The 12549-nt window shown below is 69.7% G+C and carries 13 protein-coding genes; 7 read left to right on the plus strand and 6 right to left on the minus strand.

Annotated elements, in window-relative coordinates; translation table 11 throughout:
- Window positions 1–4 precede the first annotated feature (4 nt).
- Window positions 5–1186 carry an acetyl-CoA C-acetyltransferase gene (locus AVR91_RS20505; RefSeq protein WP_063274464.1) on the minus strand — a complete coding sequence of 394 codons (1182 nt, stop codon included), beginning with the start codon at window positions 1184–1186 and terminating at the stop codon, window positions 5–7.
- A gap of 131 nt (window positions 1187–1317) precedes the next feature.
- Between AVR91_RS20505 and mce the strand changes: the two genes are divergently transcribed.
- Window positions 1318–1767: a methylmalonyl-CoA epimerase gene (gene mce / locus AVR91_RS20510; protein WP_016336653.1), complete on the plus strand. Its 450-nt coding sequence runs from the start codon at window positions 1318–1320 to the stop codon at window positions 1765–1767.
- Here mce and AVR91_RS20515 read toward each other — a convergent pair.
- Window positions 1761–2324: a TetR/AcrR family transcriptional regulator gene (locus AVR91_RS20515; RefSeq protein WP_037341723.1), complete on the minus strand. Its 564-nt coding sequence runs from the start codon at window positions 2322–2324 to the stop codon at window positions 1761–1763. The two genes, mce and AVR91_RS20515, sit on opposite strands and share 7 nt — an antisense overlap.
- Window positions 2325–2340: 16 nt before the next feature.
- On the minus strand, window positions 2341–2709 hold the full coding sequence (locus tag AVR91_RS20520) for an SPW repeat protein (protein ID WP_063274455.1): 369 nt from the start codon (window positions 2707–2709) through the stop codon (window positions 2341–2343).
- 203 nt (window positions 2710–2912) lie between these two features.
- Between AVR91_RS20520 and ccrA the strand changes: the two genes are divergently transcribed.
- From ccrA to AVR91_RS20540, 4 genes are all read left to right on the plus strand, one after another.
- The gene (gene ccrA / locus AVR91_RS20525; RefSeq protein WP_063274454.1) at window positions 2913–4253 is read left to right on the plus strand and encodes a crotonyl-CoA carboxylase/reductase; all 1341 of its coding nucleotides are present in this window, start codon (window positions 2913–2915) and stop codon (window positions 4251–4253) included.
- A 77-nt stretch (window positions 4254–4330) separates the two neighbouring features.
- On the plus strand, window positions 4331–5467 hold the full coding sequence (locus AVR91_RS20530) for a coiled-coil domain-containing protein (RefSeq protein ID WP_228709265.1): 1137 nt from the start codon (window positions 4331–4333) through the stop codon (window positions 5465–5467).
- Window positions 5468–5573: 106 nt separating this feature from the next.
- A complete protein-coding gene (locus tag AVR91_RS20535; RefSeq protein WP_007031721.1) occupies window positions 5574–6023 on the plus strand; it encodes a universal stress protein in 450 nt (149 codons plus the stop codon).
- Entirely contained in the window at window positions 6023–7162 is a 1140-nt protein-coding gene (locus AVR91_RS20540; protein ID WP_063274452.1) for an adenylate/guanylate cyclase domain-containing protein, read from the plus strand. Before AVR91_RS20535 ends, AVR91_RS20540 begins: the two co-directional genes overlap by 1 nt.
- A 109-nt stretch (window positions 7163–7271) precedes the next feature.
- On the opposite strand, the gene AVR91_RS20545 is transcribed toward AVR91_RS20540, so the two are convergent.
- From AVR91_RS20545 to AVR91_RS20555, 3 genes are read right to left on the minus strand one after another with little or no spacing between them, the layout of a single operon-like run.
- Window positions 7272–8504 carry an aldehyde dehydrogenase family protein gene (locus tag AVR91_RS20545; RefSeq protein ID WP_063274451.1) on the minus strand — a complete coding sequence of 411 codons (1233 nt, stop codon included), beginning with the start codon at window positions 8502–8504 and terminating at the stop codon, window positions 7272–7274.
- A gap of 52 nt (window positions 8505–8556) precedes the next feature.
- Entirely contained in the window at window positions 8557–9270 is a 714-nt protein-coding gene (locus AVR91_RS20550; protein ID WP_063274450.1) for a M50 family metallopeptidase, read from the minus strand.
- A 35-nt stretch (window positions 9271–9305) separates the two neighbouring features.
- Window positions 9306–10247: a DNA-3-methyladenine glycosylase family protein gene (locus AVR91_RS20555; protein WP_063274449.1), complete on the minus strand. Its 942-nt coding sequence runs from the start codon at window positions 10245–10247 to the stop codon at window positions 9306–9308.
- 141 nt (window positions 10248–10388) lie between these two features.
- Between AVR91_RS20555 and AVR91_RS20560 the strand changes: the two genes are divergently transcribed.
- Together AVR91_RS20560 and AVR91_RS20565 are read left to right on the plus strand one after the other, a co-directional pair.
- Entirely contained in the window at window positions 10389–11159 is a 771-nt protein-coding gene (locus AVR91_RS20560) for a class I SAM-dependent methyltransferase (protein WP_063274448.1), read from the plus strand.
- Window positions 11156–12484 carry a M20 family metallopeptidase gene (locus AVR91_RS20565; RefSeq protein WP_063274447.1) on the plus strand — a complete coding sequence of 443 codons (1329 nt, stop codon included), beginning with the start codon at window positions 11156–11158 and terminating at the stop codon, window positions 12482–12484. The genes AVR91_RS20560 and AVR91_RS20565 overlap by 4 nt, the downstream gene beginning before the upstream one ends.
- Window positions 12485–12549: the final 65 nt, after the last annotated feature.

The following is a 12549-nucleotide window of genomic DNA, read 5'->3' on the forward strand; positions in this document are numbered from 1 at the left end:
GGCTTTACGGAACGCGCAGGAGCAGCGCGTCGCCCTGGCCGCCACCACCGCAGAGGGCGGCCGCGCCGAGGCCGCCACCGCGACGGCGGAGTTCGTGGATCAGGTGCACGGCGAGCCGCGCGCCGGACGCGCCGATCGGGTGACCGAGCGCGATGGCACCGCCGTCGACGTTCACCTTGTCCGCGCTCACGCCGAGCTTGTCGGCCGAGACCACGCCGACGGCGGCGAAGGCCTCGTTGATCTCGATCAGGTCGAGCGCGTCCGCGGTCAGCTTCTCCTTGGCCAGCGCGGCCAGGATCGCGTTCGACGGCTGCTCGTGCAGGCTGGCGTCCGGACCGGCGACCACACCGTGCGCGCCGATTTCGGCGAGCGGGGTCAGGCCCAGCTCCTCGGCCTTGGCCTTGCTCGCGACGATGACCGCGGCCGCGCCGTCGGAGATCTGCGACGCCGAACCGGCGGTGATGGTGCCGTCCGAAGCGAAGGCGGGACGCAGCTTCGAGAGGCTTTCGGCGGTGGTGTCGGCGCGGACACCCTCGTCCTGGGAGAAGACGACCGGGTCGCCCTTGCGCTGCGGGATCGACACCGGCGCGATCTCGGCGTCGAAGCGGCCCTCGGCGATGGCGGCGGCGGCACGCTGGTGCGAACGCGCGGAGAACTCGTCCTGCTGCTCGCGGGTGATCCCGTAGCGGCCGTTGTACTTCTCGGTCGAGGCGCCCATCGCGACCTGGTCGAAGGCACAGAACAGGCCGTCGTAGGCCATGTGGTCGACGAGCGTGGTGTCGCCGTACTTGAACCCGGCGCGGGACTTCGGCAGCAGATGCGGCGACTGGGTCATCGACTCCTGGCCACCGGCCACGATCAGGTCGAACTCACCCGCGCGGATGAGCTGGTCGGCCAGCGCGATGGCGTCGAGGCCGGAGAGGCAGACCTTGTTGACGGTCAGCGCCGGGACGCTCATCGGGATGCCTGCGGCGACCGCGGCCTGCCGGGCGGGGATCTGGCCCGCGCCCGCGGTGAGCACCTGGCCCATGATCGTGTACTGGACCGCTTCCGGCGAGACACCGGCCTGCTCCAGCGCCGCCTTGATGGCGAAGCCGCCGAGTTGTGCGCCCGAGAAATCCTTCAGGGAACCGAGCAAACGCCCGATCGGTGTACGGGCGGCACCCAGGATCACGGAACCGGACACGGCGTCCTCCAAGCATCGACGCGAGGGCAAAATGGGTCTTCGCGACCATACCCGGGTCGCGGGCGTCTTGATGGAGCCAGTGTGAGGCGGCGCACGCCGGTCCGCCCGCCCGCACACCTATCCTGCTCTGCATGAACCAGGCGCTGAAACCGTTCGTGACGGCCATCGACCACGTCGGCATCGCGGTACCCGATCTCGACGCCGCGATCGCCTTCCACGCCGAGCATTTCGGCCTGGAGGTCGCGCACGAGGAGATCAACGAGGAGCAGGGTGTCCGCGAGGCGATGCTGCGCGCGCCGGGCACCGCCGGGACCGAGACCGCGATCCAGCTCCTCGCGCCGCTGCGCGAGGATTCCGCGATCGGCAAGTTCCTCGCGAAGAGCGGGCCCGGGCTGCAGCAGCTGGCTTATCGGGTGTCCGATGTGGACGCCGCGGCCGAGGCTCTGCGCGCGCAGGGACTTCGGCTGCTGTATGCCGAGGCGAAACGCGGCACGTCCAACAGCCGGGTGAACTTCGTCCACCCCAAGGACGCCGGCGGTGTGCTGGTGGAACTGGTCGAGCCCGCGAAGGACGGTCACTGACCACGCGTCAGCGCTGAGGCGATGAAGAGGACCTCGCGGTCGATTTCGGCGGGGTCCCCGTCCTCGGTGTGCCGTGCCGTCGCGTGGCGGTGGCTCACCGCCCGCGCGAGCAGCCCCGAGGCCGAATCGACGTCGGCGATGGCGAGTTTGCCGCCGGTCGCGGCGACGATCACCGCCTTCACCTGCCGGACGAGCTGCTGGAACCGTTCGGCCAGCGCGTCGCGGACCGCGCGGTGCGTATCGGCCTCCCGCCACAGCAGGTGCGAGAGCGCCAGCGACCGGTTGAACCGCCTGTCGAGTTCCACGACGAGGCCGCGCAGGCTGCCCGCGAGGTCGCCGGGGACCACCACGACGGCCGGTTCGATCCGGGCGTCGGGCAGCTCGGCGACCAGCGCGGCCAGCAGATCCGATTTGCGCCGGAAGTAGTAGTGCACGAGGCCTTTCGGCACGCCCGCCCGCTCCGCGATCCGCGAAGTGGGCGTGGCGTCGAAACCGGATTCGGCGAAGAGCGCCTCCGCGGCTCGCAGGATGCGCTGTTTCGCCGAATCCTCTTTCACGCCGTTTCCTCCCGGGTCAGTGCTGTCCCGCCATCTTGTGCGTCGCCTGGGCGATCGGCATCGCCGCCGCCCCGGCCACCACGGTCAGGACGCCACCGATCCAAGCGGTCCAGGACGCGCCCATGAAGTCGGCGTATCCCATCACCCAGGGCGAAATGAACAGCAGCGCGCCCAGAACGATCTGGATGCCTTCGCCGTAGACCATGCCAGGCATCGCAAGCGACGCGAGACCGTCGAGGGCGATCAGTGCGCCGAGGACGACGAGCGTCCACATGGCGGTGTTGTCCGTGGTCATCCAGAGGGGTGAAAGCGCGACGACGACACCGATGACCACCTCCGCCCAGTCATGGGGACGGGTCCAAGGGCGCGTCGTGGGTTCATTCATGCGTGCTCACCTCCGAATATCGGCTGAACCTGCAGGTCGGAGAGATCTCCACATCCGATGGTCCGCTTGGTTGGCCGGCCGGTCAAGACCCGTCGATAACACTTCGGCATGTGGACGTGCTCCACGTCTCGTACAGTTGTGGACTTGGTTACCCGTGAGTAATTTGTGGCCCCAACGCCATGACCCCAATCGCGGAGGTTCCGATGTCGCAGCTCGGCGAGATCCAGCAGGCCATTCTGAACGATGACCTCGGCGCCGTGGCGTCGCTCGACGTGCCGGAGACCTATCGCGGGGTGACCGTGCACAAGGACGAGGCCGACATGTTCGAAGGCCTCGAAAGCCGGGACAAGGACCCGCGCAAGTCGCTGCACGTGGACGAGGTCCCGGTGCCGGAGCTCGGCCCGGGCGAGGCGCTGGTCGCGGTCATGGCGAGCGCGATCAACTACAACACCGTCTGGACCTCGATCTTCGAACCGGTGTCGACGTTCAAGTTCCTGGAGCGCTACGGGCGGCTCTCGCCGCTGTCGAAGCGCCACGACCTGCCCTATCACGTCGTCGGCTCGGATCTGTCCGGCGTCGTGCTGCGCACCGGGCCCGGCGTGCACAACTGGAAGCCGGGCGACGAGGTCGTCGCCCACTGCCTCAACGTGGAACTCGAAGGCCCGGACGGGCACAACGACACGATGCTCGACTCCGAGCAGCGGATCTGGGGTTTCGAGACGAACTTCGGCGGGCTCGCCGAGATCGCGCTCGTGAAGTCGAACCAGCTGATGCCGAAGCCGGACCACCTCACCTGGGAAGAGGCCGCCTCCCCCGGTCTGGTGAACTCCACGGCCTACCGCCAGCTCGTCTCGCGCAACGGTGCCGACATGAAGCAGGGCGACATCGTGCTGATCTGGGGCGCTTCGGGTGGCCTCGGCTCCTACGCGACGCAGTACGCGCTCAACGGCGGCGCCATCCCGGTGTGTGTGGTCTCCAGCCCCGAAAAGGCGGAGATCTGCCGGAAGCTGGGCGCGGAGCTGATCATCGACCGCAACGCCGAGGGCTACAAGTTCTGGAAGGACGAAAACAACCAGGACCCGAAGGAGTGGCAGCGGTTCGGCAAGAAGATCCGCGAGCTGACCGGCGGCGAGGACCCGGACATCGTCTTCGAGCACCCGGGCCGCGAAACCTTCGGCGCTTCCGTCTACGCCGCTCGCAAGGGCGGCACGATCGTCACGTGCGCGTCGACTTCGGGCTACATGCACCAATACGACAACCGCTACCTGTGGATGAACCTGAAGCGGATCATCGGCAGCCACTTCGCCAACTACCGCGAGTCGTGGGAGGCGAACCGGCTGATCGCGAAAGGTCTGATCCACCCGACGCTGTCGAAGACCTACGCGCTCGAGGACACCGGACAGGCCGCGCTGGACGTCCACCGCAACGCGCATCAGGGCAAGGTCGGCGTGCTCGCCCTTGCGCCGGAAGAAGGTCTGGGCGTCCGGAACCACGAGCTGCGCGAAAAGCACATCGACGGGATCAACGCCTTCCGGAACGTTTAGCGCGCCAGAACGCGCTTTCGCCGCGCGTTGCGTGGGTGCTCACCCTTCCGTGACTCCAGCTCGACTACGGTAGAAGGATGAGCCTTGGCGAGGAACGGGAGCTAGTGCCGCTGGGAGCCGGCTTCGACGTGGCGAAGCGCGGTTACAGCCGTGCGCAGGTCGACGAACATCTCGAACGGCTGGACGCCGATCTGAAGATGCTCACCGCCGATCGCGATGCCGCCATCGCACAGGCGGGAGACCTGGCACGGCAGCTGGAGATCGCGCGCGGCGAGATCGCGGACCTGCGCGGGCAGGTCGACAGGCTCGCCCAGCCGCCGACGAGCGTCGAAGGCCTTTCCGAGCGGCTGCAGCGCATGTTGCGGCTCGCGCAGGACGAGGCCGCCGACACCAAGGCGCGCGCGGAAGCCGAAGCCGGGCACATCCGCGCCAAGGCGGAGACCGACGCGAGCGCGATGCGGGCCCGCTACGAGCAGCTGCTCAACGAGCTCGACCTCCGTCGCAAGGAGATGGAGGCCGAGCACCGCGGCGTGCTGGAGAAGGCACGCGCCGAGGCGAAGGACATCACCGACAAGGCGAAGGCCGAGCGCGACAAGCTCGACGCCGAGGCGCAGCAGCGCCGCACGCAGGTCGAAGAGGACTTCGAGATCGCGATGGCGTCGCGGCGCACCGAGGCCATGCACGCGCTGGCCGAGCAGGAGGCCGCGAGCAAGGCCGAGGCGGCGCGCCGCGTCCGCGAGGCCACCGAGGACGCCGCCGCCATCCGCGCGAAGGTGCTCGAAGAGGAGACGGCGGCCAAGGCCGATATCGAACGCCGTCAGCGCGAGTCCGTCGCCGACGCCAACAAGCGCAAGCAGGACTCGATCACCGAGGCCAACGCCAGGCTCGCCGAGGCGGCCGACGAGGCACGCCGCCGCGTCCGGCAGGCCACCGAAGAGTCCAACCGGCGGATCACGCAGGCCACCGAACGGGTCGAAGCGCTCCGCAAGGTGCGCTCCAGCCTGGCCGAGCAGGTCCGCACCGCGCGGACCGCGCTCGCCGAGGCGACGCACGTGCTCGGTGACGAGCCGCACATCCCGGCGGACCTGAAGGCGAAGCCGTCGCCCGACGCGGAAGCCACCGTGCAGCTCCGGACGGCCGATGTGCCGAAGGCCACATCCGGCGCGAAGCCTTCACCGCGACCTGCGGCAGCGCAGAAACCGACTGGCGAGTAACCTTTTCACCCGACCGTGCTCACGACGGACCTGCGGGGCCGCCGACGAGCGGTTATCGTCGCTGCTCGCACGCAGGTGCGGGCTGTCAGATCGGTGGAGGTTGCGGATGGCTGCATATCGGACCGTGGTCGTGGGCACGGACGGATCGGATTCCTCGTTCGCCGCGGTCGACCGCGCGGCGGGCGTCGCCGGGGACTCCGGAGCGACCCTGGTCATCGTGTGCGCCTACTACCCCGCCAATAAGGGCGACGTGGAGAAGGCGCAGGACGTCCTCGGTGACGAGGCGTACCAGGTGGTGGGCTCGGCACCGGCCGAGGACACCCTCCTGTCCGCCCGGGACCGGGCGGCGAAGGCCGGCGCGAAGACCATCGAGACCGCGGCGGTCGTCGGTGACCCGGTCGACTCGCTGCGCAAGGTCGTCGCCGAGCGCTCCGCGGACCTGCTGGTGGTCGGCAACCGCGGGCTGAACACGCTCGCGGGCCGCATCCTCGGCTCCGTGCCGTCCGAAGTCGCGCGGAAGTCCGGGGTGGACGTGCTCATCGTCCACACCACCTGATGCCCGAGCCCGGCGAGATCTCGCCCGACGCGCTGCAACAGCGCCTCGAACGGATCCTGCTCGGCGGAAAACGCAAGTACACCCGGCTCGAAGTCGCCGAGAAGGCAGGCGTTCCCGAGGAACGCTCTCGGCGGCTTTGGCGTGCGCTGGGCTTCGCGACCGTCGATGACGACGAGGTCGTCTTCACCGACGCCGACATCGAAGCGATCCGCACGGCCGATCAGCTGATGAACTCGGGGCTGATCGACCCGAGCATCGAACTGGCCGTGACGCGCGCGCTGGGTCAGCACCTTTCGCGCCTCGCGGAATGGCAGGTCCACATGCTGTGGACGATGATCACCGAGAACAAGGAGATCGGCAGCAGCGAACGCCAGATCGGGCGGCTCGTCGAACGGCTGCTCCCCGAGCTGGAGAAGGTGCAGGAGTTCGTCTGGCGCCGTCACCTCGCCGCCTACGCGGGCCGGGCGATGGCCCAGCCCGACGAGGACCTCGAGGCCAGGACCGAGGTGGTCGGGTTCGTCGACATGGTCGGCTACACCCGGCTGACCAGGCAGGTCGACGAAGAAGAGCTGACCGACATCCTCGACCGGTTCGAATCCGTCGCCACCGAGGTGATCGCCGACCACCACGGACGGATCGTGAAGATGATCGGCGACGAGGTCCTGTTCGTCGCCGATTCAGCCGTCGACGGCGCCGAGATCGCCCTCACCCTGTCCGAACGCGCCGACGCCGACGAAGCCCTGCCCTCCGTGCGCGCCGGTCTGGCGTCGGGCCGGATCCTCAGCCGGTTCGGCGACGTCTACGGCTCGGTCGTGAACCTCGCCGCCCGCCTCACCTCGACCGCGCGGCCGGGCACCATCCTGGTGGACAAGGAACTCGCCACCGAACTCTCGGAATTCCCGCAGTTCGAGGTCCGCACGCGGCGGCCGGTTTCGGTGCGGGGCTACAACCGGCTGCGCCCTTCGTCCCTGCGCCGGGCGCGAGACCGGCCAGCGGGCATGTTCGCGTCTTCTCAGCAGCTCGCGGCGGAGATGCTGGGACTGACCGACGCCACTCCGGACCCGGCGCCCGCTCCGGACGAGGTCGAGGACGCGGACTCCTTGCCGCCACGGCCTCGGTCGAAGCGGCGGCGGCGCTGATCCCCCGCTGGGGAGAGCAAGGGACCTTTGCTACCACTTCCGCGAGCGAGCCGGTCGTGAGTGGCGTTTCGTGTTCTAACCCGAATCGCCACTCACGACCAACGCGAGGTCAGGCGGGCAGCACGGCGTATTGCCGCACGTAGAGGTCGGTGTAGGTGACCGGGCCGCGCGGGCCGGGGACCTTGTCCAGGTTGATGCCGGTCTCGGGGACGGCGAGGAGCTTGAAGCCGTCGAGCAGCCGGGTCGGGGCGTTCCAGAAGACGCCGGTGCCGGTGTACGCGTCGAAGAACGCGTCGGCGGCTTCGCTGCTTTCGGTCGCGATGCCGGCGGCGAGGCCCGAGGTCCGCTCGTTGGCGATCTCCGCCGCCTCGGGCAGGCCGGAGACCTTCGCGACGGTGACGGTCGCTTCGCGGTCCGAGTCGAGCGCCCATTCGTAGCCGATGGCGTGCTCGTGCGGGGCGAGCGACGGCGTGACACCGCGCTCGGCCAGCGCGCCGGAGATGCCGGGCCACACACGGTCGTGCGCGTCTTCGTGGATCAGCAGCAGGTTCAGCCGGTTGCAGACGCCGAGCCGGTCGAGGCTGTTGAAGACCAGGTCGCGCACCTTGTCGGTGTCGGCCGCTTCGTCGACGTACAGCACGCCGCCGCCGTCGGCGTGGGCCAGCGTGCGGACGCCGTGGACGGCGGCCTCGGTGGCCAGCGCCCTGGTGCTGTCACCGCTGCCGCGCAGGATGACCAGCGGCACGAGCGCGGGGAACCGGACCAGCGCGGAAGCCGCTTCCCGTTCGGCGCGCGGCACCAGCTGGATGACGTCCGGGTCGATGCCCGCTTCGGAGAGCGCGGGCGCGATCACGGTCTCGCGCAGGCGGTGGGCCGAGCCGAGCGCGGCGGAGCCCGTGCGGAGCACGCCGCCGTTGCGCGACTTCACCAGCTGCGACGCGACGTCGACCGTGACGTTCGGGCGCGCCTCGTAGTTCGCCCCGATCACGCCGACCGGGCGACGGCGCTCCACCAGCCGCAGCCCTCCGTCCAAAGTGGACACGTCGACGGAGCGCTCCTGATGCGGCGCTCCCGCCAGGAGACGGAGCTGTTCGGCCATGCCGGTCAGCCGCTCGGGGGTGATGGTGAGCCGGTCGAGCAGGCCCGCGCTCATCCCGTCTTCGCGTGCCTTGGCGATGTCGGCCTGGTTCGCCTCCAGCACGACGTCGGCGTGCTCGACGAGCTTGTCCGCCATGGCGTTCAGCGCGGCGTCGATCGCTTCCGGGGAGGCGGCTGCCAGCGACGGTGCGGCCCGTTTCGCCGATCGAGCGCATTCCTCGACGGCCTTGGCGACCTCGTCCATCTGCTGACTCCTTCCGCGCGGAACGAGCCATCAGTCTGCCGTACCGCCCCGGTCAGGCGACGGTCGGCTCCAGCAGCCACAACCCGCCCGCGAAGAGACAGCTCACCGTCAGCACGGCCATCACCAGCACCCACAGCACCGCGGGCATCCCGGTGAGCCTGCCGAGCTGGTCGGCGTCGGAATCCCTCGCCGCTCCCCTGCGCCGCTTGATCTGCAGCTCGACCACCGGCCGGACGCCACCGAACAGCAGGAACCAGGTCAGCAGGTAGACGAAGATCGCCTGGAACCACGACGGCGCCACCAGCGCGACCAGCCCGAGCACCACCGAGCTGGCGATCACGGTGAACACCCCGTAGGTGTTGCGCACCATCACCAGCACACCCAGCAGCATCAGGGCCATCACGACGAGCACGACGGTGATCAGGTCCGACGAGAGCAGCCCCGCGAACACCAGCCCGAGCACCGCGGCCGCCGGGTACCCGGCCAGCGCGGTGAACGCCATCCCCGGCCCCTCCGGTTTGCCGCGGGAGACGGTGACGCCGGAGGTGTCCGAGTGCAGTTTGATGCCCTGCAGCCGTCGCCCGACCAGCACCGCCGCCAGCGCGTGGCCTGCCTCGTGGACGAGCGTGATCAGGTTGCGGGCGATCCGCCAAGGCCTGCCCGAGAGCACCACGAGCAGTGCGAGACCACCGGTGACCAGGGTGATCGTGCCGGGCGGAGTGGACTGGGCGATGTCGGAAACCGTTTCGGCGGGAGACGAGCTCACCTCACCAGCTCACCACAGGCCGGATATGTCCTGTGTCAGGCGGTCATGGAACCCCCGATCCCCCGCGTGCGAAACTCCGGGTCGTTGCGCAAGGCGAAGGCCACCCAGCTGCGGAACGGCCGCCAGACCGCGGAAAGCTCCTCCAGCTCCTCGGGCGGTGCCTCCGGCAGGTCGTACGCGGCGCGCATCGCCTCCTGCAGCCGCGGCTCGCCGGCGGGGAAGACGTCGGGATGCCCGGCGCCCCGGATCAGGATCAGCTGTGCCGAGAACGGGCCGATCCCCGGCAGAAGCTGCAACCAGCGCAACGCTTCCGGCACCGGCATCGCGCGCAGGTACGCGGCGTCGAGCAGACCGTCCTTGGCGGCGTTGGCCACCGCGCGCAACCGCTCGGCCTTCACCTCCGGCAGACCGCGTCCGGCTTCGGGCCCGGCCAGCACGTCCGGCCCGGGAAACGACCTGAGGACGTGCCCGCCGACGTCCACCGGCCTGCCGAACTCCTCGGCGAGCCGCCTTTTCACCGTGGCGGCCTGCGACATCCGCGTCCGATGGCTCAGGATCGCCCAGCAGGCCGCTTCATAGGGCGAATGGAACAGCACGGGACGCAACCCGGGATGCTCCTGTTGCAGGCGGCGCACCACCGGATCCGCCGTGCCGATCTTGGCGAAGCCGACGCTGTCGACATCCACCGAGAGGATCCGCCGGACCTGGGCACCGACCTCGACGGCGAGCCCTTCTTCGGCGAAGACCTCCACCTCGATCGTGCCGGGCGATCTCTGTCTGACGGCCGCACCGACGTGCTCCCAACCCGCTTCGGCGGGGAAGGCGAAGCGCAGGGTGCCGGGCTCGGCGGCGGCGTCCGCGCGGCACGCGGGCGGGAAATCGGTCAGGAAGCGGATGGACTTGTCGAGATCGAACGGACCGCGTACCGGGATGCGAAGCGTGGTCGAGGCGGTGTGCTGCAGGATCGAGCCGGTCATTTCGGGCTCCTTCGGCTGGGGAACGGCGACTCCCTCCGACGTTAGAGACGGCCACCGACAGTTTCGGGTCGCGGCGGCGGGAATGTCGCGAATGGGCCGGTCATGGCAGATTCTCGGGTGAACATCGTGAAGGGAGCAGCCATGCCGGACCATCGCGAACGTCTGAGGAGCCTGCTGCGGCCGGGCACCACGTCCACCGGCGAGGGCAAGGGATTCCTTGATCTGCTGGGAGAAATCCCGCAGGCGGGGCCGCCGACCGGGCTCGCGCAGCGGCTGATGCGCACCTCCGCCGTGCCGATGATCTACGAGCGGTACTGGCGCCCGACGCTGGGCAGGGTCGCGAAAGGACTGACCGGCCCCAGCATGGCGGACGAGGTCCGCATCGCGATCGAAGCGCTCGCCCTGCGCCCCGGACAGGTCGCGCTGGACGTCGCCTGCGGCACCGGCAGGTTCACCCGCGCTTTCGGCGAGGCCGTCGGCCCGGACGGGCTCTCCATCGGCCTCGACGGTTCGGTCACCATGCTGGAGAAGGCGCTCGCCGCGCCCAATCCCGCCTCGGTGACGTATCTGCGCGCCGACGCCGTCGATCTGCCGCTCGACGATTCCACTGTGGACGGCGTCTGCTGTTTCGCCGCGCTGCACATGTTCGCCGACCCGGACGCGGCCCTGGATTCGTTCGCTCGCGTGCTGAAACCCGGTGGCTCGCTGGTACTGCTGACCAGCGCCCGGCACGGCGATCAGCCGATGCGGCTGGCGGACACCGTCCTCGGGAGGCTGAGCGGGCAACGGATGTTCGATCGCGGCGAGATAGCGGTGAAACTGGTCCGGCGCGGCTTCGACCACATCGGCGAGCGGTACTCCGGTGTCACGCAGATCGTCACGGGCGAGCTAGGCGTTAACATCCGGAAATGATCCGCTCTGAGCACGCTTCGCCGATTCCTCCCGACGACAGCTACCTCCGCTCGCTGGTCGAAGCGACCGCGGACGCCGTCGCCGCGGCCGAACCACTCGGCTCGCCCCATGACGGTGCCGACGCCGCCACGCGGGACGCCGTCAGCACCGAGATCCGCGCGCTGGAAGCGGAATTGGTGGGGCTGAGCCAGGACCTGCACGCTCACCCCGAAGAGGGTTTCGCCGAGCACCGCTCGGTCCGCGCGCTCGGCGACCTGCTCGAGCGGCACGGCCACGAGGTGACGATCGGCGCGGGCGGGCTCGACACCGCCCTGGTCGCGACCACCCCCGGCAGCGGGCCGCATATCGCTGTCCTCTCCGAGTACGACGCGCTCCCCGGACTCGGCCACGGCTGCGGGCACAACGTCATCTGCACCGCCGGAGCGGGCGGCTTCCTCGGCGCGGCCGCGGTCGCGCAACGGCTGGGCGGCCGGGTCTCGCTGATCGGCACGCCGGCGGAGGAAGGCGGTGGCGGCAAGGAGACCATGGCCCGCGCCGGTGTTTTCGACGACGTCGACGCCGTGCTCATGCTGCATCCGTTCAGTCACGACATCGCCATGCACCCGTTCCTCGGCAGGCGGCAGCTGGAGATGGTGTTCCACGGCGTCGGCGCGCACGCGTCGGCTCAGCCGTTCATGGGGCGCAACGCGCTCGACGCCGCCGTCGCGGCATACCAGGGTGTCGCGGCGCTTCGGCAGCATCTGCCCTCCAGTGACCGCGTCCACGGCGTCTTCACCGACGGCGGCGCGCGGCCGAACGTCGTCCCCGAACGCGCGGCGCTGCTGTTCTATCTCCGGTCCGCGCAGCCGGACACGCTGCGCGACCTCGCCGAGCGGGTTTCGGCGATCGCGCGCGGCGCGGCGGAGATGACCGGCTGCGGAGTCGAACTCCGCTGGGACGCCCAGCCCGCGTATCTGCCGATCCGGTTCAACACCACCCTCGCCGGACGCTGGTCGGTGCATCAGGTCGACGCCGGCCGCAAACCGCTGCCACCGGGGATCGTGCCCGAATTCCTCACCGGCTCGACCGATCTCGGCAACCTCTCCTACCGGATGCCCGCGATCCACCCGATGATCGCCATCGCCGGACCGACGACCGCCTTGCACACCAAGGAGTTCGCGGCCGCGGCCGGTTCGCCCGACGGCGATCGCGCGGTCGTCGACGGCGCGCTGGGGCTGGCTCTGACGGCCGTCGACTACCTGGCCGACGCGAAGCTCCGCGCAGCGGTACACGAGGAGTTCGAGGCGTCGGGCGGAGCGCTGGACGTGCCTGCCTTCTTCGACTGAGTTTCTCAGGTAATTCTTCTCAGGAAAGCGCAGGGGTATTCCACAGGCGGTTCACAAGTACGGGC

This window comes from Amycolatopsis keratiniphila subsp. keratiniphila, assembly GCF_001620365.2.
In the GTDB taxonomy this organism is placed as follows: Bacteria; Actinomycetota; Actinomycetes; order Mycobacteriales; family Pseudonocardiaceae; genus Amycolatopsis; species Amycolatopsis keratiniphila.

What these genes read in the sequence shown, in the direction of transcription:
- AVR91_RS20520 (WP_063274455.1), bottom strand. Translation starts at nt 2,709, where the DNA reads ATGAATGAACCCACGACGCGCCCTTGGACCCGTCCCCATGACTGGGCG.
- AVR91_RS20540 (WP_063274452.1), top strand. Translation starts at nt 6,023, where the DNA reads ATGCCCGAGCCCGGCGAGATCTCGCCCGACGCGCTGCAACAGCGCCTC.
- AVR91_RS20545 (WP_063274451.1), bottom strand. Translation starts at nt 8,504, where the DNA reads ATGGACGAGGTCGCCAAGGCCGTCGAGGAATGCGCTCGATCGGCGAAA.
- mce (WP_016336653.1), top strand. Translation starts at nt 1,318, where the DNA reads ATGAACCAGGCGCTGAAACCGTTCGTGACGGCCATCGACCACGTCGGC.
- AVR91_RS20560 (WP_063274448.1), top strand. Translation starts at nt 10,389, where the DNA reads ATGCCGGACCATCGCGAACGTCTGAGGAGCCTGCTGCGGCCGGGCACC.
- AVR91_RS20555 (WP_063274449.1), bottom strand. Translation starts at nt 10,247, where the DNA reads ATGACCGGCTCGATCCTGCAGCACACCGCCTCGACCACGCTTCGCATC.
- ccrA (WP_063274454.1), top strand. Translation starts at nt 2,913, where the DNA reads ATGTCGCAGCTCGGCGAGATCCAGCAGGCCATTCTGAACGATGACCTC.
- AVR91_RS20535 (WP_007031721.1), top strand. Translation starts at nt 5,574, where the DNA reads ATGGCTGCATATCGGACCGTGGTCGTGGGCACGGACGGATCGGATTCC.
- AVR91_RS20530 (WP_228709265.1), top strand. Translation starts at nt 4,331, where the DNA reads ATGAGCCTTGGCGAGGAACGGGAGCTAGTGCCGCTGGGAGCCGGCTTC.
- AVR91_RS20565 (WP_063274447.1), top strand. Translation starts at nt 11,156, where the DNA reads ATGATCCGCTCTGAGCACGCTTCGCCGATTCCTCCCGACGACAGCTAC.